General features: G+C 64.3%; 22 protein-coding genes. 15 read left to right on the top strand and 7 right to left on the bottom strand.

The features are described 5' to 3' along the window. Nucleotides 1–831 carry an IclR family transcriptional regulator gene (locus tag RHIBR816_RS0118845; protein WP_052522737.1) on the bottom strand — a complete coding sequence of 277 codons (831 nt, stop codon included), beginning with the start codon at nt 829–831 and terminating at the stop codon, nt 1–3. Between the two features lie 174 nt (nt 832–1,005). Between RHIBR816_RS0118845 and gcl the strand changes: the two genes are divergently transcribed. The 6 genes from gcl (at nt 1,006) to RHIBR816_RS0118815 (ending at nt 7,505) form a co-directional block, all read left to right on the top strand. Beyond that, nucleotides 1,006–2,790, top strand: a complete 1,785-nt coding sequence (gcl, locus tag RHIBR816_RS0118840) for a glyoxylate carboligase (RefSeq protein ID WP_018238136.1) — start codon at nt 1,006–1,008, stop codon at nt 2,788–2,790. 70 nt (nt 2,791–2,860) lie between these two features. After that, nucleotides 2,861–3,646 carry a hydroxypyruvate isomerase gene (gene hyi, locus RHIBR816_RS0118835; protein WP_018238135.1) on the top strand — a complete coding sequence of 262 codons (786 nt, stop codon included), beginning with the start codon at nt 2,861–2,863 and terminating at the stop codon, nt 3,644–3,646. Nucleotides 3,647–3,681: 35 nt separating this feature from the next. Next, nucleotides 3,682–4,566: a 2-hydroxy-3-oxopropionate reductase gene (gene glxR / locus RHIBR816_RS0118830; RefSeq protein WP_018238134.1), complete on the top strand. Its 885-nt coding sequence runs from the start codon at nt 3,682–3,684 to the stop codon at nt 4,564–4,566. A 116-nt stretch (nt 4,567–4,682) separates the two neighbouring features. After that, complete coding sequence (locus RHIBR816_RS0118825; RefSeq protein ID WP_018238133.1) at nt 4,683–5,951, top strand: glycerate kinase; 1,269 nt, start codon at nt 4,683–4,685, stop codon at nt 5,949–5,951. Between the two features lie 40 nt (nt 5,952–5,991). Next, nucleotides 5,992–6,483, top strand: coding sequence for an ureidoglycolate lyase (locus tag RHIBR816_RS0118820; RefSeq protein ID WP_018238132.1), 492 nt, complete (start codon nt 5,992–5,994; stop codon nt 6,481–6,483). A gap of 80 nt (nt 6,484–6,563) precedes the next feature. Continuing rightward, the gene (locus tag RHIBR816_RS0118815; protein WP_018238131.1) at nt 6,564–7,505 is read left to right on the top strand and encodes a DUF930 domain-containing protein; all 942 of its coding nucleotides are present in this window, start codon (nt 6,564–6,566) and stop codon (nt 7,503–7,505) included. Between the two features lie 207 nt (nt 7,506–7,712). On the opposite strand, the gene otnK is transcribed toward RHIBR816_RS0118815, so the two are convergent. The 4 genes from otnK to RHIBR816_RS0118795 all read right to left on the bottom strand — a co-directional run bounded on the left by otnK (nt 7,713) and on the right by RHIBR816_RS0118795 (nt 12,103). Beyond that, entirely contained in the window at nt 7,713–8,993 is a 1,281-nt protein-coding gene (gene otnK, locus RHIBR816_RS0118810; protein WP_018238130.1) for a 3-oxo-tetronate kinase, read from the bottom strand. A gap of 3 nt (nt 8,994–8,996) precedes the next feature. Beyond that, nucleotides 8,997–9,773 (bottom strand): 2-oxo-tetronate isomerase, encoded by a 777-nt coding sequence (otnI, locus tag RHIBR816_RS0118805; RefSeq protein WP_018238129.1) that lies wholly within the window; start codon nt 9,771–9,773, stop codon nt 8,997–8,999. A 13-nt stretch (nt 9,774–9,786) separates the two neighbouring features. Next, complete coding sequence (gene ltnD, locus RHIBR816_RS0118800) at nt 9,787–10,716, bottom strand: L-threonate dehydrogenase (RefSeq protein ID WP_018238128.1); 930 nt, start codon at nt 10,714–10,716, stop codon at nt 9,787–9,789. A 70-nt stretch (nt 10,717–10,786) separates the two neighbouring features. After that, on the bottom strand, nt 10,787–12,103 hold the full coding sequence (locus RHIBR816_RS0118795; RefSeq protein WP_018238127.1) for an MFS transporter: 1,317 nt from the start codon (nt 12,101–12,103) through the stop codon (nt 10,787–10,789). Nucleotides 12,104–12,326: 223 nt separating this feature from the next. Between RHIBR816_RS0118795 and RHIBR816_RS0118790 the strand changes: the two genes are divergently transcribed. Continuing rightward, a complete protein-coding gene (locus RHIBR816_RS0118790) occupies nt 12,327–13,328 on the top strand; it encodes a LacI family DNA-binding transcriptional regulator (protein WP_026187183.1) in 1,002 nt (333 codons plus the stop codon). Between the two features lie 19 nt (nt 13,329–13,347). Then, the gene (locus RHIBR816_RS0118785; RefSeq protein ID WP_018238125.1) at nt 13,348–14,025 is read left to right on the top strand and encodes an aldolase; all 678 of its coding nucleotides are present in this window, start codon (nt 13,348–13,350) and stop codon (nt 14,023–14,025) included. Here RHIBR816_RS0118785 and RHIBR816_RS34405 read toward each other — a convergent pair. Continuing rightward, a complete protein-coding gene (locus RHIBR816_RS34405; protein ID WP_018238124.1) occupies nt 13,964–14,986 on the bottom strand; it encodes a DUF817 domain-containing protein in 1,023 nt (340 codons plus the stop codon). The two genes, RHIBR816_RS0118785 and RHIBR816_RS34405, sit on opposite strands and share 62 nt — an antisense overlap. A 262-nt stretch (nt 14,987–15,248) precedes the next feature. Between RHIBR816_RS34405 and RHIBR816_RS0118775 the strand changes: the two genes are divergently transcribed. The 7 genes from RHIBR816_RS0118775 (at nt 15,249) to RHIBR816_RS0118745 (ending at nt 22,361) form a co-directional block, all read left to right on the top strand. Next, nucleotides 15,249–16,025, top strand: coding sequence for a FadR/GntR family transcriptional regulator (locus tag RHIBR816_RS0118775; protein WP_018238123.1), 777 nt, complete (start codon nt 15,249–15,251; stop codon nt 16,023–16,025). A gap of 33 nt (nt 16,026–16,058) precedes the next feature. Next, nucleotides 16,059–17,042 (top strand): D-erythronate dehydrogenase, encoded by a 984-nt coding sequence (gene denD / locus RHIBR816_RS0118770; RefSeq protein ID WP_018238122.1) that lies wholly within the window; start codon nt 16,059–16,061, stop codon nt 17,040–17,042. A 1-nt stretch (nt 17,043) separates the two neighbouring features. Continuing rightward, nucleotides 17,044–17,820, top strand: coding sequence for an SDR family oxidoreductase (locus RHIBR816_RS0118765; RefSeq protein WP_018238121.1), 777 nt, complete (start codon nt 17,044–17,046; stop codon nt 17,818–17,820). Between the two features lie 69 nt (nt 17,821–17,889). Further along, on the top strand, nt 17,890–18,957 hold the full coding sequence (locus tag RHIBR816_RS0118760) for an ABC transporter ATP-binding protein (RefSeq protein ID WP_018238120.1): 1,068 nt from the start codon (nt 17,890–17,892) through the stop codon (nt 18,955–18,957). A 151-nt stretch (nt 18,958–19,108) separates the two neighbouring features. Continuing rightward, nucleotides 19,109–20,413, top strand: coding sequence for an ABC transporter substrate-binding protein (locus RHIBR816_RS0118755; protein WP_018238119.1), 1,305 nt, complete (start codon nt 19,109–19,111; stop codon nt 20,411–20,413). Between the two features lie 100 nt (nt 20,414–20,513). Next, a complete protein-coding gene (locus RHIBR816_RS0118750) occupies nt 20,514–21,446 on the top strand; it encodes a carbohydrate ABC transporter permease (protein ID WP_026187182.1) in 933 nt (310 codons plus the stop codon). A gap of 15 nt (nt 21,447–21,461) precedes the next feature. Beyond that, a complete protein-coding gene (locus RHIBR816_RS0118745; protein ID WP_018238117.1) occupies nt 21,462–22,361 on the top strand; it encodes a carbohydrate ABC transporter permease in 900 nt (299 codons plus the stop codon). 12 nt (nt 22,362–22,373) lie between these two features. Here the strand turns inward: RHIBR816_RS0118745 and RHIBR816_RS0118740 are convergent, their stop codons facing one another. Next, nucleotides 22,374–23,030: a DUF6064 family protein gene (locus RHIBR816_RS0118740; protein ID WP_018238116.1), complete on the bottom strand. Its 657-nt coding sequence runs from the start codon at nt 23,028–23,030 to the stop codon at nt 22,374–22,376. Nucleotides 23,031–23,043 lie beyond the last annotated feature (13 nt).

Below are 23,043 nucleotides of genomic sequence, written 5' to 3'. Positions count from 1 at the left end.
TCACCCCTCCCCGGGACGGTGGCCACCGATGGCGCGGGTCAGTTCGTCCGCCGTCCGGCGTACGAGCGAGCCAAGCGGGTCGAGCTTTTTATCGTCGATGCGGACCGACGGTCCGGATATCGATATGCCGCCGATCGCCTCGCCATATTCGTTGAACAGCGGCGCGGCGATGCAGCGCATACCGAGCGTGTGTTCCTCATCGTCGATCGACCAGCCACGATTGCGGATCTCCTGGATGTCGCGGATCAGCGCCGGCAACGTGTCGAGCGTCCGGTCGGTGAAATGCGTCAAGGTCCTCCCGCCAAGCGTCTTGGCGATCTCGGTATCCGACCAGGTCGAAAGAATCGCCTTGCCGATCCCGGAGGCATGGCTCGGGCCCCGCCGTCCGGGGCGGAAGAAGGCCCGCATCGGTGCATGGCTTTCGACCTGCGAGATGAACACGACGTCGCCATCGTCCTCGATGCCGATATTGGCGGTCTCTCCGCTCTCGTCCATCAGTCGCTTCAGGTAGGGCCGGCTGATCGTACCGAGCTTGCGGAAGCGCAGGAAGGCGTTGCCGATCTCGAAGGCCCTCACGCCGATCGTCCACTCGCCGGTGTCGGGATCGTGCGCGACCATGCCGTGGCTTGAAAGCGATGTCAGCAGGCGATGGATCGTCGACGGCGCCAGCCCCGTCTCGTCTGCCAGGTCGGTCAATGTCGAACCATCGCGATCGGCCACGAGGCTGAACAGTGCCAGGCTGCGGTCGAGCACCTGGACCGAGGAGGGCGTCGCGTTGGCGCCCGCCTTCCGGCCGCGTTTGCCTTTTGTCTGCTCCGATACGATAGCCACCGCCAATACCCCGTCATGTCTCTCTCATAGCCAATAGCGACGCCATTCGGTTTTGACCAGTGCCGCCTGCGATCGTCCTGCTTCGTTAATTTCCGTATAATGGCAATTAATTCCATTTTTATGTTGACGACAATGAATTATGGATTATGTTTCCATTAAACAGGAGGAGTTCCCATGGCCAAGATGCGCGCTGTCGATGCAGCGGTTCATATTCTGGAAAAGGAGGGGATCGATTGTGCGTTCGGCGTCCCGGGGGCGGCGATCAATCCGCTCTATTCGGCGCTCAGAGCGCGTGGATCGATCCGCCATATTCTTGCCCGCCACGTCGAAGGCGCATCCCACATGGCGGAGGGCTTCACGCGGGCAAAGCACGGCAATATCGGCGTGTGCATCGGTACCTCGGGGCCGGCCGGCACAGATATGATCACCGGCCTTTACTCGGCCTCGGCCGATTCGATCCCGATCCTCTGCATCACCGGGCAGGCGCCGCGGGCGCGCCTCGACAAGGAGGATTTCCAGGCAGTCGATATCGCCAAGATCGCCGCGCCGGTCACCAAGTGGGCGGTCACGGTCATGGAGCCGGCGCTCGTTCCCTTCGTCTTCCAGAAGGCCTTCCATCTGATGCGCTCGGGCCGTCCCGGTCCGGTTCTGATCGACCTGCCGGTCGACGTCCAGCTTGCAGAGATCGAGTTCGATCCGGAGACCTATGAGCCGCTCGCGCCTTACAAGCCGGCCGCAACGCGCGCCCAGGCCGAAAAGGCGCTTGCCATGCTAAACGCGGCGGAACGGCCGCTCATCGTCGCCGGCGGCGGTATCATCAATGCGGATGCGTCGGACCTCCTCACCGAATTTGCCGAGATCACCGGCGTTCCGGTCATCCCGACCCTGATGGGCTGGGGCACGATTCCCGACGACCATCCGCTGATGGCCGGCATGTGCGGTCTGCAGACCTCGCATCGCTACGGCAATGCGACGTTGCTTGCCTCCGATTTCGTCTTCGGCATCGGCAACCGCTGGGCCAATCGCCACACCGGCAATGTCCCGACCTATACGGAGGGGCGCAAGTTCATCCATGTCGATATCGAACCGACGCAGATCGGCCGCGTCTTCGCGCCGGATTTCGGCATCGTCTCGGATGCGGGCGCTGCGCTGAAACTCTTCCTCGACGTCGCAACCGAATGGAAGACTGCCGGCAAGTTGCGCGATTGGTCGGCCTGGGCGGCGGAATGCCGCGAGCGCAAGAGCACCATGCTACGCAAGACTCATTACGACCAGACGCCCCTGAAACCCCAGCGCGTCTACGAGGAGATGAACAAAGCCTTCGGCCGCGACACCTGCTACGTCTCGACCATCGGCTTGAGCCAGATCGCCGGCGCACAGTTCCTGCATGTCTACAGGCCGCGCAACTGGATCAATTGCGGCCAGGCCGGGCCGCTCGGCTGGACGCTCCCTGCAGCGCTCGGCGTCCGCGCCGCGGATCCGAACCGGCCGATCGTCGCGCTTTCCGGCGACTATGACTTCCAGTTCCTGATCGAAGAACTCGCAGTCGGGGCGCAGCACAAGCTCCCCTACCTGCATGTCGTCGTCAACAACTCCTATCTCGGTCTGATCCGCCAGGCCCAGCGCGGCTTCGACATGGATTTCGAGGTGAGCCTCGCCTTCGACAACATCAATGCCGGCGGCGACGCGGAGAAGGGCTACGGCGTCGATCATGTCGCCGTTGCCGAGGGCCTCGGCTGCAAGGCGATCCGGGTCAAGAGCCCCAATGAGTTCGCCGATGCCTTCGAACGGGCGCAGGCCCTGATGGAGGAACACCAGGTGCCAGTCGTCATCGAATTCATCCTCGAGCGCGTCACGAACATCGCCATGGGCGCCGACATCAACGCGGTCGTCGAGTTCGAGGAACTTGCCGAGCGCGGCGAGGATGCGCCGACCGCGATCGCCGCCCTGCTCGACTGAAAATCACCAGAGCGGGATCAGGAAGGCCCTTCCCGCCCCATTCGCTTCAGCTTCCAAGAGGAGTAACCGCATGCCGAAATTTGCGGCAAACCTGACCATGCTGTTCAACGAGGCGCCGTTCCTCGACCGCTTTGCGCTTGCGGCCAAGGCCGGTTTTGAAGGCGTGGAATATCTGTTTCCCTACGAATTCGAGAAAATGGCCCTGCGTGCCGCGCTCGATCGCCACCGCCTGACGCAGGTTCTTCACAACCTTCCCGCCGGCGACTGGGCGCGCGGTGAACGCGGCATTGCCATCCTGCCGGACCGGATCGACGAATTTCGTCGGGGTGTTGCGAGCGCCATCGATTACGCGACGGCGCTGGACTGCAAGCAGGTCAATTGCCTCGTCGGCATCGCGCCGGACGGCGTGCCGGACAGCGTGCTGCGCACGACCCTTGTCGCCAATCTGAGGCTCGCGGCGAGCGAACTCGGCAAGCAGGGCATCCGCCTCCTGATGGAGCCGATCAACCGCTTCGACATTCCCGGCTTTTATCTCAATACGGTGGGGCAGGCGGCCGCGATCATCGAAGAGGTCGGCAGCGATAACCTGTTCATCCAGTACGACCTCTACCACCAGCAGCGGACCGAGGGCGAACTGATCGGCGCCTATAAGCGCCATTCGGACCGGATCGCCCATATCCAACTCGCCGACAATCCGGGCCGCAACGAGCCGGGTACCGGCGAGATCAACTACCCCTTCGTTTTCGACGCGCTGGAAGCAGCCGGTTACGAGGGCTGGATCGGTTGCGAGTACAAGCCGCGCGCGACCACGGCGGAGGGGCTCGGCTGGCTCGGAGCCGAGCGCAAGCGCAACTAATCCGCAGACATCATCAAGATCAGGAGCTAAGCACAATGGCATCTATCGGCTTTATCGGACTGGGCATCATGGGGACGCCGATGGCGCGCCACCTGCAGGATGCGGGCCACACCATCATCACCTCGAAATTCGCCATCCCGCCGCGCCAGGAACTGCTCGATCATGGCCTGCGGTTCGTCGAGACGCCGAAGGCGCTCGCCGAGACCGTCGACACCATCATCCTGATGCTGCCGGATACGCCGGAAGTGAAGGATGTCCTCTTCGGCGAGAACGGCGTTTCTTACGGTCTCGGCAAGGGCAAGCTGGTCATCGACATGAGCTCGATCTCGCCGATCGAGACGAAGGAATTCGCCAGGAAGATCCGCGAAACCGGGGCGGAATACATCGACGCGCCGGTTTCCGGCGGTGAGGTCGGTGCCAGGAATGCCACGCTCAGCATCATGGCCGGCGGCGCGCCGGACTCCTTCGAGCGTGCCTTGCCGCTCTTCAAGCTGATGGGCAAGAACATCACCCTTGTCGGCGATTGCGGCGACGGGCAGGTCACCAAGGTTGCCAACCAGATCATCGTCGCGCTGACGATCGAGGCGGTTTCCGAGGCGCTGGTCTTCGCCTCGAAGGCGGGCGCCGACCCGGCCCGCGTCCGCGAGGCGCTGATGGGCGGCTTTGCCTCCTCGCGCATTCTCGAGGTGCATGGCGATCGGATGATCAAGCGGACCTTCGAGCCGGGCTTCCGGATCTCGCTGCACCAGAAGGATCTGAACCTGGCGCTGCAGGGGGCGAAGAGCCTTGGCATCTCGCTGCCGAACACGGCGGCGACGCAGGAGCTCTTCAACAACTGCGCCGCCAATGGCGACAGCGGGCTCGACCATTCCGGTCTGGTCCGGGCGCTCGAGCGCATGGCGAACCACGAGGTCGCCTGAGATTTTAAGAAAAGCGCATGATCGGCCGGGCGGGCGTCCCCATCCACTGCGGCAATCATGCATCCGGGCGGCGGAAGGAGGAGCCGCCGCCCGGGCCTTTGCCAACGGGAGGAAAAATGGCCGCCATTGCCGATCCGCGTCAATTCCTGGAAGTGTTGTTCAACTCGGCGGTCGCTGCCGCCGATCCGGAGCGTGTCATCGCCGCCAACCTGCCGGAACCGCCGAAGGGCCGCACCGTCGTCATCGGCGCCGGCAAGGGTGCCGCACAGATGGCGCAGGCCTTCGAGGCGCTGTGGCAGGGGCCGTTCAGCGGCGCCGTCGTGACGCGCTACGGTTTCGGCGCTACCTGCCGGCATATCGCCGTTCTGGAAGCCTCGCATCCCTTGCCGGACGAAAGCGGGCTACGGGCCTCGAAACGACTGCTTTCCGAGGTCAGCGGCCTCACCGAGGACGACTTCGTCATTGCGCTGATCTGCGGCGGCGGTTCGGCGCTGCTGCCGTCGCCGCCGCATGGGCTCTCGCTCGAGGACGAGATCGCCGTCAACCGCGCGCTGCTCGCTTCGGGCGCGCCGATCCGGGCGATGAATGCCGTACGCAAGCATGTCTCGATGATCAAGGGCGGGCGGCTGGCCGCCGCAGCCCATCCGGCACGTGTCGTGTCGCTCGTCGTTTCCGACATTCCCGGCGACGATCCGGCATTGGTCGCCTCCGGCCCGACGATTGCCGACGAGACTACGCGCGCTGATGCATTGAAGATCATCGAGCGCTACCGTCTGGCGCTGCCGGAACGCGTCCACGCGTGGCTGGCGAGCGAAGCGGCGGATGCGCCAAGACCTGACGATCCGTGCTTCGGTCGGAATGAAGTTCGACTGATCGCATCGGCCGGCGTCTCGCTGGAGGCGGCTGCGGCGGAGGCGCGCGCTGCCGGCGTCGAGGCGATCATTCTTTCGGATTCGATCGAGGGCGAAGCGCGCGATGTCGGGCTCGTCCATGCCGCGATCGCCCGCGAGGTGGCGACCCGAAGCCGACCTTTCAGCAAGCCGGTGGTCGTGCTTTCCGGCGGCGAAACCACCGTGACGGTGAACGGCGCCGGCAGGGGCGGCCGCAACAGCGAGTTCCTGCTGTCGCTCGCCCTCGGCATCGACGGCGTTGGCGGCATTTCGGCGCTCGCTGCCGACACGGATGGTATCGATGGTTCGGAAGACAATGCCGGCGCCTTTGCCGACGACACGACGATCGGCCGGCTGCTGAAGCAGCGGATCGATGCGGCGGCGCTGCTTCAGTGCAACGACAGCTGGTCGGCCTTCGATGCGCTCGGCGACCTTTTCAAGCCGGGGCCAACCGGCACCAACGTCAACGACTTCCGGGCGATGCTGATCCAATGAGCGCGGCCGGAGCAAACGACAACAGATGGGAGGAAATGCGATGAAATCCCTGCCGATCCGGCCCCTGTCGCGGGCCGAGTTCGCCCCCTTCGGCGACGTCATCGAAGTCGACGAGGCAAGAAGCTTCCCGATCAACGCGGGCAAATGCATCCGCTACCACGATCTCGCAACGGTCGAAACGACCGGGCCGGAGGCGCGCGCCCTGATCAGCCTGCTGCGCGGCGAGCCCTACGAAATTCCAGTGCCGCTGAAGATGGTGGAGCGCCACCCGCTTGGCAGCCAGGCCTTCGTGCCGCTGACGGAGAACGCCTTTCTTGTCGTGGTCGCTCCGGATGAGGGTGGCAGGCCGGGCGAACCGATCGCCTTTGAGACGGCGCCCGGCCAGGGCGTCAACATCGCCCGCAATGTCTGGCACGGCATTCTGACGCCGCTCTACGGCGTCTCCGATTTCGTCGTCGTCGACCGCGGCGGCGAAGGCTGCAACCTCGAGGAACATTTCTTCGACACGCCCTACCGGGTCGAATACGCGTAGCGGACATTGTCGCCTGTGCCCTTGTTGCGGGGCCATCAAGCTCTTAGGTTCAGGCGATCGAGTCCGTGATCCATTGAGCAATGCTGCAGACGGCCAGAACAATGTGGGGAGAAACCGGGTGGGGCATTCCGACCTCGATCGCCTTGCATCTGGCGCTGGCGTTCCTGCTGCTGGTCCGGCTGCCCGAGCATTCCGCGCCGGCGAAGGACGAGAGCATCAATGTCGAGCTCGTTCCACCGCCGAAGCGCACGGAGAAACCTCAAGAGAAGCCGAACGAGGCAAAAGTCCAGCCGTCTCGATCGCAGCCGCAAGTGTTTGAATCCGCCTCGGCTGAGCCCGACAAGAAAGAACCGGTCCAGCCGCAATTGCCGCCCGCAGCGCCGAGTAAACCGGAGACGCCGCAACCAGCCCCAGAGCAGGCCAGCCCCGCCTCCGCCAAGCCGGAGAGCGCCGCCAAGCCGTCCGAGACAAAGACGGCAGCATTGGCCGAGTTGCACGTCGATACAGAGGACGCGGTGAACGAGGCGGGCGATGCTGCGCCGGCGGTTCAAAGCGCGCCTGTACCGGCGGAGAAGCCCGCGGTGGAAGAAGCGAAGGCGGATGCCGCGCAAAAGCCCGCAGAGGCTGCATCGGAGCAGCAGGTGAGCGCCCTCGTTCAGGCGAAGCAACTCTATTCCAAGGATGCGCTATCCGATCCGCGCGTCAAACAGGCGATCGGCAGGCTGCCGCCGAAGCGCCGCATCGTGCAGCTTTGTACCATCGAGGCGCTCGAACAGATACGCCGTCAGAGGCCGGATGCCTTTCCAGATATGCTTGTGCCCTTCGGCCCCGTTGGCGGTTTGGTTTCGGCTTCCGGTCTCAACGCTAGCGGCGGAGCCTTCCGCAGCCGATCGAAATGGTATGCGGTCGACTTCAAATGCGAGGTCAATCCGGAGACGACGTCGGTCGCCTCCTTCAGCTTCGCCATCGGCAAGGCAATCCCGAAAAGCGAGTGGGCCGTTCGCCAGCTGCCGAAGGATTGAGGCTGGACGACGCGACATGGAAAGTGGCAGGCGTACAGATTTCCCCCCTCCTCAATCCTTCCCCAAAGGTGGGAGGGGCTGACCTGCCGCACCGCCTCCGTGTCCATTCGAAGACTTCAGCCTGATCCGATCGTTGAAATTGGCATGCGATTGCCGCGGGCGCCAAAGCCCCTCCCACCCGTGGGGAGGGGTCGGGGAGGGGCTTTCTCACCGCATCATCGCCAGTGCCGCGGCGAAGAAATCGTCGCCGCCGAAATTGCCGGACTTCAGCGCCAGCAGCATGTCGCCCTGAGCATTGCCGACCGTGCGAAGCACCGGCACGCCGGGAGCGATCTCGGGGCCGATCAGGAAGGCGGGGATGGCGAGCCTGTCGACCGTCGCACCGGAGGTCTCGCCGCCAGCGACGACGAGGCGCTTGACGCCGCGCGCCACCAGTTCGCTGGCGATGGTTGCGGTCGCGGTTTCGATGGCGTGACCGGACGCCTCCCGGCCGTATTGAGACTGCAGGTGTGAAACGACCTCGGGTGACGCGCTTGCGGCAATGGCCACGGGCCCATCGGCAATCCGCTCGCCGGCCCAGGCGATCGCCGCGGCAATTTCGTCGGATCCGCTGAGCAGCTTCTCGGTGTCGAGCCGCAGCACCGGCATGGAGCGTTCGGCAATATCGAGCTGCCGCAGCGTTGCTGCCGAGCAGCTGCCGGCGACAATGGCGGCAAGCCCGCCGACGGGGCGCACGGCGTCCGTCGTCGTGGTGCCTGCCGAAGAAGCGCGACCGGAGCGCACGATGGCACGGGCGAGGCCGAGCCCAAGGCCGGAGGCGCCGGTCGATACCGGCGTCTGCAGCGCCACCTCGCCGAGCGTTTCGAGGTCGCGCTCCGAGATTGCGTCGGCAATGGCGGCGGAAAGCCCCTCGGCGCGCAGGGCGTCGAGCCGGGCCCTTACGGCGGCGGGGCCGGCCATGATCGTCGCCAGATCGACGACACCGACGTGGCCGTGCGACTGCCGGCCCATGACGCGCACCAGATTGGCGTCACGCATCGGATTGAGCGGGTGATCCTTGAGCGGGCTTTCGCTGAGCGGCTGGCCATTGACGAAAAGATGGCCGAGATAGACCGTCCGGCCGGTTTCCGGAAAGGCCGGCGTGACGAGCACGATACCGCAACCGGCGGCTCGGCTCAGGGCCTCCGTCACCGGGCCGATATTGCCCTGGTCGGTGGAATCGAAGGTCGAGCAGATCTTGTAGAGGACGTGGGCGGCGCCGCGGTCGCGCAGCCAGCGGTCCGCCTTGCCTGCCGCAGCGACGGCCTCGTCGGCGGCGACGGAGCGGATCTTCAGCGAGACGACCACCGCGTCGACCTCCGGCAGGGCGAGTGCCGGATCGGGAATGCCGACCGTCTGCACGGTCCTGAGCCCGTTCTTCGTCAGGGTGTTGGCGAGGTCGGAGGCGCCCGTGTAGTCGTCGGCAATCGATCCGAGCAAAATTGTCATTGGTCAGCTCCGTGCAAAGGGTTTGAACCAGGCCAGGCCGTCGAGCGTTGCGCCGCGCGGGGTGTATTCGCAGCCGACGAAGCCGCTGTAGCCGAGCCGGTCGATCTCGGCGAAGAGATACGGATAATTCAGCTCTTCGCCGTCCGGCTCGTGTCGCGACGGCACGCTGGCAATCTGGATGTGGCCGGTGATCGGCATGAGCCGCCGGAGCGCCATCGTGACGTCGCCATGGATGATCTGGCGATGGTAGATGTCGAACTGGAGCTTCAGGTTGGCAAGGCCTAGCTCGGCGATCAGCCGCTCGGCGGCCCCGAAATCGTTGAGGAAATAGCCGGGCATATTGCGGGCGTTGATCGGCTCGAGCAGGAGGTCGATTTCCTTCTCCGCCAGCCGCTCGGCGGCGCAGGAAACGGCGCGCCGGTAACAGTCTGCTGCCTCTGCGTCGGAGGGATCGGCGAGACCGGCCATCAGATGCAGGCGCTTCACACCGGTTGCGGCCGCATAATCAAGGGCACGCTCGACGTCGGATTTCAATTCCTCGAAGCGGCCGGGAAGGGCGGCGATACCGCGCTCTCCTGCTGCCCAGTCGCCCGGCGGCAGGTTGAAGAGCGCCTGCTCGAGCTTGTTGCGCGTCAGCCGTTCGGCGATCGCCTCCGGCGGCGCCTCGTAGGGGAAGAGATATTCGACGGCCGTAAAACCCGCTTCCGCGGCGGCGTCGAAGCGGTCGAGGAACGACCACTCGTTGAACATCATCGTCAGATTGGCGGCGAAAACGGGCATCTCGATCGTCCTCTTATCCCTTGTCCATGCCGGGCAGCTTGGCGCCGGAAAGCTGGGCATAGAGCCGCGCGAGCGAGGAATCGTCGTCGCGCCCCATGCCGGCGCCGGAAGCGGCGAGGTACATCTGCAGGGAAGCCGCCACCAGCGGCACCGGATAGCGCTCGGCGCGCGCCATGTCCTGGACGATGCCGAGGTCCTTGACGAAGATCTCGATGGCGCTGAGCGGCGTATAGTCGCCGGCGAGCACATGCGGGACGCGGTTCTCGAACATCCAGGAACTGCCGGCCGAGGCGGTGATCACCTCGTAGACCTTGTCGAGATCGAGGCCCTGCTTGGCGGCAAAGGTGATCGCCTCGCAGGCGGCGGCGATATGCACGCCGGCAAGAAGCTGGTTGATCATCTTGAAGGCCGCGCCGGTTCCGGCCGCGTCTCCGAGTTCGTAGACCTTGGCGGCCATCGCGTCGAGCGCCGGGCGGGCTGCGGCGAAGGCTTGCGGCGAGCCCGACGCCATGATCGTCAGTTCGCCCTTCGCGGCGCGGGCGGCGCCGCCGGAAATCGGCGCATCGAGATAGTGGAGGCCGAGCGCTTCGAGCTGCTCCGACAGGCGGCGTGCAATGGCCGGATCCATGGTCGCCGACGAGACGAAGACCGCGCCGGGCTTCATGGCCGCTGCGATGCCGTCGGCGCCGAACAGGACGGCCTCGGTCTGGGCGGCATTCACGACCACCGAAACGACAATATCGGCATCGGCCGCGGCCTCCCGCAGCGTAGCGGCGCCGCGGCCGCCCTCGGCGGCGAAGCGTTCGACGGCCGCTGCGGTAATGTCGTAGCCGACGACATCGAGGCCGGCGCGCTTCATGGACTGGGCCATTCCGAAGCCCATCGATCCGAGACCGATCACCGCCGCGGTGACGCGTTCGGGACTTTCAGCATGCGATGACATGAATAGACTCTCCATCCCTGATGAGGCAGGCGGGCACCGCCGGACCGAATCCGGCGGTGCGGTTGGAAGCTTACCGGTTCACGGTCTTTGCGGGAACCGCCAGCACCGCCAGCGAACCGATGACGAGGGCCGCGGCCAGGAGATACATGCCGGCGCTGTTGCTGCCGGTGAAGTCCTTGAGATAGCCGACCAGGAATGGCCCGAGGAAGCCGGCGAGATTGCCGACCGAATTGATCCAGGCGATGCCGGCTGCCGCTCCGGTCCCGGCAAGGAAGGCCGTCGGGAGCGACCAGAAGAGCGGTGCGCAGCTGATGGCGCCGGCAGCGGCGAGCGACAGGCAGACGATCGCGAGCGTGGTGCTCGTCGCAGTCGTCGCCGCGAGGAATCCGCCGGCGGCGATGAGGGCCGGGACGACGAGGTGCCAGCGGCGTTCGCGCAGCCGGTCAGAGGAGCGCCCGAGCGCCAGCATGGCGATGAAGGTGCAGATATAGGGGATGGCGGAAATCAGGCCGATATTGAGGTTGCCGGTTACGCCGGTCGCCTTGACCAGCGTCGGCATCCAGAAGTTCAGGCCGTATTGTCCGAGCACGAAGCAGAAGTAGATCAGGCACATCAGCCAGACGCGCCGGTCGGCGAGCGTGCCGGCGATGCTGTGCGGGCTCGACGATTTGGTCCGGTTCTCGGCGTCGATATTGTCGCTCAGCACCTTCTTTTCTTCCTTCGTCAGCCACTTCGCATGACCGATCGTGTCGTCGAGATAGAAGAAGGTGGCGACACCGAAGAGAACCGCAGGAATGGCCTCGATCAGGAACATCCATTGCCAGCCGGAAAGTCCGTGCGTTCCGTGGAAACTGTCCATCAGCAGACCGGAAAGCGGATTGCCGAAGATGGAGGAGATCGGGATTGCCGACATGAAGGTGGTGATGATCTTGGCGCGACGATGCGCCGGATACCAGGTCGTCAGGTAGAGAATGATCCCGGGGAAGAACCCTGCCTCGGCGACACCCAGCAGGAAGCGCAGGATGTAGAAAACGGTCTCCGAGGTGGTGAACATGAAGGCGGCGGAGATGACGCCCCAGGTGATCATGATGCGGGCAATCCAGACCCGGGCGCCGACCTTGTTGAGGATGACGTTGCTCGGCACCTCGAACAGAAAATAACCGATGAAGAAGATGCCGGCGCCGATACCGTAGGCCGCTTCCGAAAGGCCGAGCTCGCTCGACATCTGCAGTTTCGCGAAGCCGACATTGACGCGGTCGAGATAGGCGACCACGTAGCAGAGCATCAGGAACGGGATGATGCGCCAAAAGACCTTGCTATAGGCGCGATCCTCCACCGATCGATCTGCATAGACGCCGTCGATCGGCGCCTGGGTTTCCAGGGTCATGATTTTCCTCCTCCAGTAGGCTCGCCGGCACCTCCCTTTGGAACTCCGACGATGCGGCGCCAAGAATTGGCAGCGCTGCCACTTTTTCCTAGCGCAATTTGGCAGCGCTGCCAAGTCAAAAATGGTAGCGCTGCCAAAACAAATGGCGTATCTGAAAAAGATGAGGTGGGCCGCCAGCGACGAGGAGCGATGCGGCGTACGCAGCTGGAGGTGGGAGTCGAAGGTGGATTTCGATTTCAAGCAGAGCACCGTCACGCTCGCCGAGGTCGCCGCGGCCGCCGGCGTCGGTGAGAGCACGGTTTCGCGGGTCCTCAGAAACGAGGGGTCGTTCTCGCGCAAGGCGAGGGAGCGGGTGATGGAGGCCGTCGAGCGGCTCGGCTATGTGCCGAACCGGATTGCCGGAACGCTTGCTTCGGCCGGATCGCGGCTCGTCGCCTTCGTCATTCCCTCGCTCTCCAACATCGTCTTCCCCGACGTGCTGCGCGGGGCAAGCGGCGTCTTGGAGGCGAACCGGCATCAGGCCGTTTTCTCGGTGACCGACTACGATCCGCAGCGCGAGGAGGCGCTTGTCGCCGCCATGCTCGCCTGGCGGCCGACGGCGGTGATGCTCGCCGGCTTCGAACATTCGGAAGGCACGCTGAAGATGCTGCGTGCCAGCGGCTGCCGGGTGGCCGAAGTGCTCGATGTCGACGGCACGGCCGTCGATCTGGCCGTCGGCTTTTCCAATCGTGCAGCCGGGCGTGCCAGTGCCGAATTCCTGCTGAAGCGGGGCTATCGCCGCATCGGCTATGTCGGGCATGAGCTCGAACGCGATACCCGCGCCGGCAAGCGCTTTGCCGGCTTCTGCGAAACGCTCGCGTCCGGCGGCTCGCCGCTGGTCGCTCGGGAGATCTGTTCCGGCGCGTCTTCGGTGGAAAGCGGACGGCTGGGCCTGGAGCGGCTGCTCGCCCGGCACGCCGATCTCGATGCCGTCTATTTTTCGAACGACGACATGGCGCTCGGCGGCTACTTCCATTGCCTGGCGTGGGGAATCGCGATTCCCTCGCAGCTGGCGATCTTCGGCTATAACGGCCTCGACATCGGAAGGGTGACGCCGCAGCCGCTCTCGACCATACGCACGCCCCGCGTCCGGACGGGGCAATTGGCGGCCGAGCTTGTCGTCACCAACGCGCCGCCCCAGGTGGTCGATCTCGGCTTCGAACTGGTCGAAGGCGCAACCGCCTAGAATTGAAAGGATCTGCCCCATGTCCGAGAGCCGCCTGCGCGAGGAAATCTGCCGTTACGGGCGATCGCTGTTCGAGCGCGGACTGACGCCTGGCTCCTCCGGCAATATCTCGCTGAGGCTCGACGATGGCGGCTGGCTGGTGACGCCCACCAACGCCTCGCTCGGCTTTCTCGACCCGGCCCGCATCTCGCGGCTCGATGCCGAGGGGCAGCTCGTCTCCGGCGACAAGCCGACGAAGGAGATACCGCTCCATACGGCCCTCTACCAGTCGCGCGGCAGCGCCCGGGCGATCGTCCATCTCCATTCGACCCACGCGGTCGCGCTCACCATGCTGCCGGAGATCGATCCGCGCGCCGCGCTGCCTCCGATGACCCCTTACTACCTCATGCGTGCCGGCGAAACGGCGCTGGTGCCCTACTACCGTCCCGGCGATCCGGCGGTCGCCGACGCAATCCGCGGCCTCGCCGGCAAATATTCCTCCGTGCTGCTCGCCAATCACGGCCCGGTCGTCGCCGGCGACAGCCTCGAGGCGGCGGTCTTCGCCACCGAGGAACTGGAGGAAACGGCGAAGCTCTATCTGCTGTTGCGCAACCTCAACCCGCGCTATCTGACGCCGGACCAGGTGACCGATCTCGTCAGGACTTTCGGCCTCGAACTGCCGTCGCATCATGATCATGAGGGGCATGATCACGGCTGAGCTGTCGCGCGCCGGTTGCCGGACTTATCGATGCAGCTCCGTCCGGCTTGCGCGGCCTATGCACCAGCGTGACCAGCACGAAGGAAATGATCATCAACAAATACCAAGCGCCGAGCTTGTTGATGGATACGGGCGCCCAGCCGTGCGATTGCGACGGATAGATCCACGCACGTGACCATGTGGCGATGTTCTCTGCGAACCAGATGAACAGCGCCACCAGCAGGAAGCCGAGCATCAAGGGCATGCGGTGGCGAAAGCGGAAGACGCGATAGTGCACTACCGTGCGCAGATAGATCATCGCAGTCGCCGCGAACAGTCCGTATCGAACGTCTACGGTGAAGTGGTGGCTGAAGAAGTTGACATAGATCGCAACGGCCAGAAGCGCGGTCGACCAGACCGGCGGATAATGCGTGTAGCGCATGTCGAAGATGCGGCTGATGCGGGCGAGATAGGAGCCGACAGCCGCATACATGAAACCGGAGAAAAGCGGCACGGCGCCGATGCGGAAAATGCTTTCCTCAGGATAAATCCATGAGCCTGCCGCGGTCTTGAAGACCTCCATGACCGTGCCGACGACGTGGAAGATCAGAATGACCTTCGCCTCGGACAAGGTTTCGAGCCTTGCTGCGAGCATTGCAAATTGAATGCCGAGCGCCGCCAGAAAGAGAAAGTCATAGCGGGCCAGGAGAGCATTTTCGGGCCAGAACTGGTGCGACGCGATGATCAGGGCGAGCAGCAGTCCGCCGAACAGGCACGCCCATGCCTGCTTCAACCCGAAGACGGTGAATTCAACCAACACACCTGCGAAGCCGTGCGCGGGCAGGGCGTCGAGGACCCGATGCGCGGCTGCGTCTATCCGCGCCTCAAGCGAAGTGAAGCGGCGTGCGGGCGCGGCGTCGATGGACGGTGCCGGACCATGGCCGAGATCGTCGAAGCGTTCGAATTTGGGCTGATCTGTCATGCCGTGCTTGTTGCTGGAACTATGCCTACATGCGATGAGGAGAGTTTTGCGCTTTTTTGTGTCCAAGAGGCTACCGGACGCCTCTTCCTAAAGACGCCATTTCGGCCCCCTTGGCGCTGTTCCTTTTCGCATTGCACAACAGCATCCCGTACTTTTGATGCGTCGCCGCAACGAACTGGGGTTGACCTCCCGCTCCGTGCGACATTTATTCGTATTACTGATCCGGTGGACCAACCAGTGGATCAGTGGAGGAGTGGCGCCGATGACTGGCAGTCCGATACTCACGCAGATGCCGAAGGTGGGGCGCAGCCTCGACCGCCGCACGGCGCGTGAGGTGATTGCCGACAAGCTGATGGTGCTGGTGGCGACGAATATGCTCCGCCCGGGTGACGAACTGCCGGGGGAACGGGAGCTCGCCAACGTACTCCATGTCAGCCGCGAGACGGTGCGCGGTGCCATTCAGACGCTTGCGGCACGCGGCATCATCGAGGTTTCCCAGGGGAGCCGCAGCCGCGTTGCCGATGTCGATCTCAGCGACGTCACCGTGACGATTGCCTCGCCGAACGCCATTGACAGCTATGATCTCGAGGACGTTCATGCCGCTCGCCTGCATATCGAGCTGAAGGTGGTTGGCGACGCGGCGGAAAACATCGACGCGGAGGCGCTGAACAAGCTCGAGAGCCTGCTCGAGGTGCAAAAACTCTGCGGCGACGATGCGATGCGCTTCCTGATCTGCGACCGGGAGTTCCACGTGGCGATCTACAGGGCCTGCGGCAATCCGCTGCTCTCGGATTTCGTGACGGACCTTTATACTTATATGATGGATTACCGGCGTAGCGCCATGTCGCGCCCGGGCGCGATCGAGGCCAGCTACAAGGATCACCGCGAAATCGTCGAGGCGCTGCGGCGGCACGACCGCGAAGCAGTCGTCGCGGCCTTTCGCCACCATCTCATGCGCATCTACCAGACGACGAAGGAACTGCTCGTCGACGCAAACGGCAGGAAACAGAAACAGAAGGGCACGCGCAACCCGGGATGACCGGGTGTGGCCGAACGAGGAGGTTCGCCGCGAATGCATGTCATGATCATCGGTGCGGCCGGCATGATCGGCCGGAAACTTGTCGAGAAACTGGCGGCGGAGCCGGAGGCCCTCGGTTATGAGATCGGCCGGCTCACGCTGGTCGACGTGATGGAACCGCCGGTTCCCGCGGCCCTTTCCGCGATCTCGACGGCGCTGGCGCTCGATCTCTCGTCGGAAGGCAGCGCCGGGCAGCTCGTCGCGACCCGGCCGGACGTCATCTTTCATCTCGCGGCGATCGTTTCGGGCGAGGCGGAGGCGGATTTCGACAAGGGCTACCGCGTCAATCTCGACGGGACGCAAGCGCTCTTCGAGGCGATCCGCGCCGAGGGTCAACGCGAGCGCTATGTCCCGCGCGTCATCTTCGCCTCCTCGATTGCCGTCTTCGGTCAGCCCTTCCCGGAAAGGATCGGCGATGAGTTCTTCACGACTCCCCTGACGAGCTACGGCACGCAGAAGGCGATCTGCGAATTGCTGCTCGCCGACTATTCGCGGCGCGGCCTCTTCGACGGCATCGGCATCCGCCTGCCGACCATCTGCATCCGGCCGGGCAAGCCGAACAAGGCGGCCTCGGGCTTCTTCTCCAACATCCTGCGCGAGCCGCTCGCCGGGCAGGAGGCCGTTCTGCCGGTCGACGAAAGCGTCCGGCACTGGTTCGCAAGCCCACGCTCGGCGGTCGGCTTTTTCGTTCACGCGGCGCGCATGGAGACGAGCCGGATCGGGCCGCGGCGCAACCTGACCATGCCGGGATTGTCGGCGCTCGTCGGCGAGGAGATCGAGGCGCTGAAGCGCATTGCCGGCCCGAAGGCCGCGGAGCTCATCCGCCGCGAACCGGACCCGGTCATCGCCGCGATCGTCGCCGGCTGGCCGACGAATTTCGACGCGCGCCGTGCCCGTGAACTGGGCTTTGCGGCCGAGAGCAGCTTCGACGAGATCATCCGGATCCATATCGAGGACGAACTCGGGGGAAAGATCTGACATGACACAGGGCAACAGATCGGGCGAGGGAAAGATCGCGCTGGTGACGGGCGGAGGGTCCGGCATCGGCCTCGGTATTGCCCGCCGCCTGAGTGGCGAAGGCTATCGCCTTGTCATCACCGGACGTCGTCCGGACGTGTTGGAGAAAGCGGCTGCCGAAGTCGCCGCGGACACCGGCGGCATTGTCCGGGCAATTGCCTGCGATGTCGGCGACCCCGAGCAGGTTGCGTCGCTGTTCGATGCAATCCGGGCGGAGTTCGGCCGGCTTGACCTGCTCGTCAACAATGCCGGTTCGAGCGTGCCGCCGGTGCCGCTCGAAGAGGTCACGTTCGAGCAATGGAGCGGAATTCTTGCCGCGAACCTCACCGGCGCCTTCCTCTGCACCCAGCAGGCTTTCCGGCTGATGAAGGCGCAGGAGCCGCGCGGCGGTCGGATCATCAACAATGGCTCGATTTCGGCGACGACCCCCCGGCCCAATTCGGCGCCCTACACCGCCACCAAGCACGCCATCACCGGGCTGACCAAGTCGACGGCACTCGACGGCCGGCCCTTCGACATTGCCTGCGGGCAGATCGACATCGGCAATGCCGCAACCGACATGACGCAGAAGATGAGCAGCGGCGTGCTGCAGGCCAATGGCGAGATCGCGGCGGAGCCGACTATTCCCGTCGAGCATGTCGCCGATGCGGTCGTCTACATGGCGAGCCTGCCGCTTTCGGCAAACGTGCTGACGATGACGGTGATGGCGACGAAGATGCCGCTGGTCGGCCGCGGATAGGATCAAAGCCCTGTCCGTCTAGCGGAGTGGGATGGGCAGAGGCAGATACCAGTTCTGGGAGGAACGCGAATGGCAGGCGTGGATTTTGTCGATGTCCGGAAATCCTTCGGGCAGTTTCCCGTCATCAAGGGCGTCAACATCGAGATCGAGGATGGCGAATTCGTTATCCTCGTCGGCCCGTCCGGCTGCGGAAAATCGACCTTGCTTCGGATGCTCGCGGGCCTCGAGAACATCACCGCCGGCGAGATCCGCATCGGCGACCGGGTCGTCAACCGGTTGCCGCCGAAGGATCGCGACATCGCCATGGTGTTCCAGAACTACGCGCTCTATCCGCATATGACGGTCGCCGACAACATGGCTTTCTCGCTGATGCTGGCAAGCAAGCCGAAGGCGGACATCGACAAGCGGGTCGGCGTCGCGGCGGAAATCCTCGGGCTCTCGAAACTGCTCGACCGCTACCCGCGCCAGCTTTCTGGCGGCCAGCGCCAGCGCGTCGCCATGGGCCGGGCGATCGTGCGCGACCCGCAGGTCTTCCTGTTCGACGAACCGCTCTCGAACCTCGATGCGAAGCTGCGCGTCGCCATGCGCGCAGAGATCAAGGAACTGCACCAGCGGCTGAAGACGACGACGGTCTACGTCACCCACGATCAGATCGAGGCGATGACCATGGCCGACAAGATCGTCGTCATGCATGACGGCATCGTCGAGCAGATCGGCGCGCCGCTCGAACTCTACGACCATCCGGCCAATCTCTTCGTCGCCGGCTTCATCGGCTCGCCGGCGATGAACATGATCCGCGGCCGGCTTCACCCCGAAGATCCGACGGCCTTCATGACCGCGGACGGCACGGCGCTCCCCGTCGCCCGGCCGACTGCCGCCGCGCGGGGCCGCGATCTCGTCTATGGCCTCAGGCCCGAATACATGTCGCTCGACCCGAACGGCCTGCCCGCCGAGGTCGTGGTGATCGAGCCGACCGGCTACGAAACGCAAATGATCGCAAGACTCGGCGGCAATGACGTGACCTGCGTCTTTCGCGAGAGGGTGAATGCCAAGCCCGGCGAGACGATCCGCCTCAAGATCGACGGTGCGCATGTTCATCTGTTCGACGCCGAAACTGGGCGGCGATTGTACGAGTGATTCCCGAGCGGGAGGGCAGGGAGAGGAGCCTTGCCCGACTGACGCGCGGAAGATGCCAGGTACGAGCCGGCATCATGACCGCGGCATTCGCCAAGCGGGACTGCGGATGTCCGAAGCAAAATGCTCCCGCTGTTTCAAGGAGGAGTACCAAATGCCGATAAAGAGACGTGATTTCCTTGCGGCCTCCGCCGCCCTTGCCGGCACCGCGGGTCTTGGCATCCGCCCGTCTTTTGCGCAGGCCGAGCCGAGCTACAAGCCGGAAGAAGGCGCGAGCCTCCGGTTGCTGCGGTGGACGCCGTTCGTCAAAGGCGACGAGGACGCCTGGCTCGCCAACACCAAGAAGTTCACCGAGGCGACCGGCGTCGAGGTCCGCATCGACAAGGAAAGCTGGGAGGATATTCGCCCGAAGGCGGCCGTTGCCGCGAATGTCGGCTCCGGCCCGGACATGGTGATGTGCTGGTTCGACGACGCGCATCAATATCCGGACAAGCTCGTCGACATGACCGAGCTCGCGAATTATCTCGGCGGCAAGTATGGCGGCTGGTATGATGGCGTGAAGGGCTATGCGACCCACGACGACAAGTTCATCGCCATGCCGCTGACGGCGATCGGCAATGCCGTCTGCTACCGCGACAGCCACATGAAAGCGGCGGGCTTCAGTGAATTTCCGAAGGACACGGCGGGCTTCCTCGAACTCTGCAAGGCGATGAAGGCGAAGGGCACCCCGGCCGGTTTCCCGCACGGCAAGGCCGTCGGCGACGGCAACAACTATGCCCACTGGCTGCTCTGGAGCCACGGCGGCAAGATGGTCGACGAAAGCGGCAAGGTCACCATCAACAGCCCGGAGACGCTGGCGGCGATCAACTACGCCAAGCAGCTCTACGAGACCTTCATTCCGGGCACCGAAAGCTGGCTGGACATCAACAACAACCGTGCCTTCCTCGCCGGCCAGGTGTCGCTGACGGCGAACGGCGTCTCGCTCTACTACGCCGCCAGGAAGGATGCGGCGCTTGCCGAGCTGGCGGCGGATATCCGCACGACGAACTTCCCCGTGGGCCCGGTCGGCCAGAGCGTCGAACTGCACCAGACGAGCTCGATCCTGCTTTTCAGCCACAGCAAATATCCGGAAGCGGCCAAGGCCTACATCAAGTTCATGATGGAGGCGGAGCAGATGAATGCCTGGATCCAGGGCTCGAGCGCCTATTGCTGCCAGCCGCTGAAGGCCTTCGCCAACAACCCGGTCTGGACGTCCGACCCGATCCACGCCCCCTATGCGAAGGCTTCCGAGACCTTGCGGCCGAACGGCTATGCGGGCCCGCTCGGCTACGCCTCGGCGGGGGTCATGGCCGATTACGTGCTGGTCGACATGTTCGCGACCGCTGTGACCGGCCAGATGACGCCGGAGGACGCCGTCACCGAGGCCGAGCGGCGGGCGAACCGCTACTATCGCGTCTGATCCTTCATGGCGGCTCGTCGGCCGCCATGACCCTCGATGAGGCCGGCGGCGGGGGTCGCCGGTCCAGCGTCTGAACCCATTTCGTGGCCGGAGAAATTCGATGTCCATCACGTCGTCCGGAAAGCCGCCATCTGCCATGGCCTCGCTGATGCAGAACAACAACGTGCTCGGCCTGCTGTTCATGCTGCCGGCCGCGGTTTTTCTCATCTGCTTCCTCACCTATCCGCTGGGGCTCGGCGTCTGGCTCGGCTTCACCGACACCCGCATCGGCCGCGACGGCATCTTCATCGGGCTTGAGAACTATGAGTTCCTGGCGCGCGATTCGGTCTTCTGGCTCTCGGTCTTCAACACGCTGCTCTATACCTTCGTGGCCTCTATTCTGAAATTCGTGCTCGGCCTCTGGCTGGCGCTTCTCTTGAACGAGAACCTGCCGTTCAAGTCCTTCTTCCGCGCCATCGTGCTTCTGCCCTGGGTGGTGCCGACGGTGCTCTCGGCGCTTGCCTTCTGGTGGATCTACGATTCGCAGTTCTCGATCATTTCCTGGTCGCTCATGCAGCTCGGGCTGATCGACGGGCCGATCAACTTCCTCGGCGATCCGACCAATGCGCGCGCCTCGGTCATCGCCGCCAATGTCTGGCGCGGCATTCCCTTCGTGGCGATCTCGCTGCTCGCCGGGCTCCAGACGATTCCGGTATCGCTGCAGGAGGCCGCCTCGCTCGACGGCGCCACCAGCTGGCAGCGCTTCCGATATGTTACTTTGCCGATGCTGACGCCGATCATCGCCGTGGTGATGACCTTCTCGGTGCTCTTCACCTTCACCGACTTCCAGCTCATCTACGTGCTGACCAAGGGCGGGCCGGTGAACGCGACGCACCTGATGGCGACGCTTTCCTTCCAGCGCGGCATTCCCGGCGGCCAGCTCGGCGAAGGAGCGGCGATCGCTGTCGCCATGATCCCCTTCCTGCTCGCCGCCATCATGTTCAGCTTCTTCGGACTGCAGCGCCGCAAATGGCAGCAGGGCGGACAGGACTGAGATCCGGAGGATAGAATGAACGCGACCACAAGAACGCAGGACGAGGTCCTCACCGATACCGCCGAAGGCATGAGCTATCTCAACCGCCTGCCGCGCCGGATCGTCACGCTTTACCTGCCGATGGCGGTCTTCGTCTTCGTGCTGCTGTTCCCGTTCTACTGGATGGCGATCACGGCGGTGAAGCCGAATTCGCAGCTCACCGACTACAACAATTACAGCCCCTTCTGGGTCGTCGGCCCGACCCTCGACCACATCAAATACCTGCTCTTCGAGACCTCCTATCCGGGCTGGCTGTGGAACACGATGCTGGTCGCCCTCGGCTCGACGGTCCTTTCGCTCGCCGCGTCGATCTTCGCGGCCTATGCGATCGAGCGGGTGCGCTTCACCGGCTCCCGGCCGGTCGGACTGATGATCTTCCTCGCCTATCTGGTGCCGCCGTCGATCCTGTTCATTCCGCTCGCCTTCATCGTCTTCAAGTTCGGGATCTACGATTCCAAGCTGGCGCTGATCTTCACCTATCCGACCTTCCTCATCCCGTTCTGCACCTGGCTGCTCATGGGGTACTTCCGCTCTATCCCGTTCGAGCTCGAGGAAAGCGCGCTGGTGGACGGGGCGACGCGCTGGCAGATCCTCGTCAGGATCATCCTGCCGCTCGCCGTGCCGGGGCTGATATCGGCCGGCATCTTCGCCTTCACGCTGTCCTGGAACGAGTTCATCTATGCGCTGACATTCATCCAGTCGTCGGAAAACAAGACCGTGCCGGTCGGCGTCTTGACGGAGCTGGTGCGCGGCGACGTGTTCGAATGGGGTGCGCTGATGGCCGGCGCGCTGTTCGGGTCGCTGCCGGTCGTCATCCTCTATTCGTTCTTCGTCGACTACTACGTTTCGTCGATGACCGGCGCGGTCAAGGAGTGACGGTCTCACGTATCATCGCTTGCCCGCAACCAGGAAGACAAGGAGGGCGAGGACCGTGGCAAACGGCGCCAGGGCGCCCAGGTCCTCCATGGCCCAAAGGGTGAGCCCGCTATAGAGACACCACACGATCGGGATGGGCAGAAGCAGCCACAGCCTCTTCTGTCCGACCATCAGCATCGCGCCGAAGGTCGTCGCAACAGTCGGATCGGGCATCATCCCGAAGGTTTCCGCGGTGGCGGGCGAACGGCCTGCGACAAGGGCGATGAAGGGATAGGCGAGCAGGCCGCAAACGGCGAGGGCGATGCCGCCGTGATGCCGCAGGTCGCCCGAGTTGGTGGGCGAGCGCGGCAGAAGGGCGGCGAGAACCAGCAATCCCGCCTGCGCGAAGAAAGCGGCGGCAGCATAGGACATCGCCCAGTTGATGCTTGCATAGCGCGTCCACAGGAACTGCCAGGCGCAGAAGGCCCATGCCAGGGAGAAGAGCGGGAGAACCGCAATCCGCGCGCGGGAAGCCTGCAGGGCTGCCGGAACAAGCAGGGCGAGCGCGCCTGCGATGAAGACAAGCTGCAGCGGCCAGAATTCCTGATTGTAGCGTTCGATGAGGCGGAAATAGACGCGCGGCGAGAACATCAGAAAGTCGGCGAGCGTGTAGGTCCCCCATTCGGACATCAGCCAAGCTTCC

The organism is Ensifer sp. BR816, assembly GCF_000378985.1.
In the GTDB taxonomy this organism is placed as follows: domain Bacteria; phylum Pseudomonadota; class Alphaproteobacteria; order Rhizobiales; family Rhizobiaceae; genus Sinorhizobium.
This window is presented reverse-complemented; position numbering and strand designations above follow the sequence as displayed.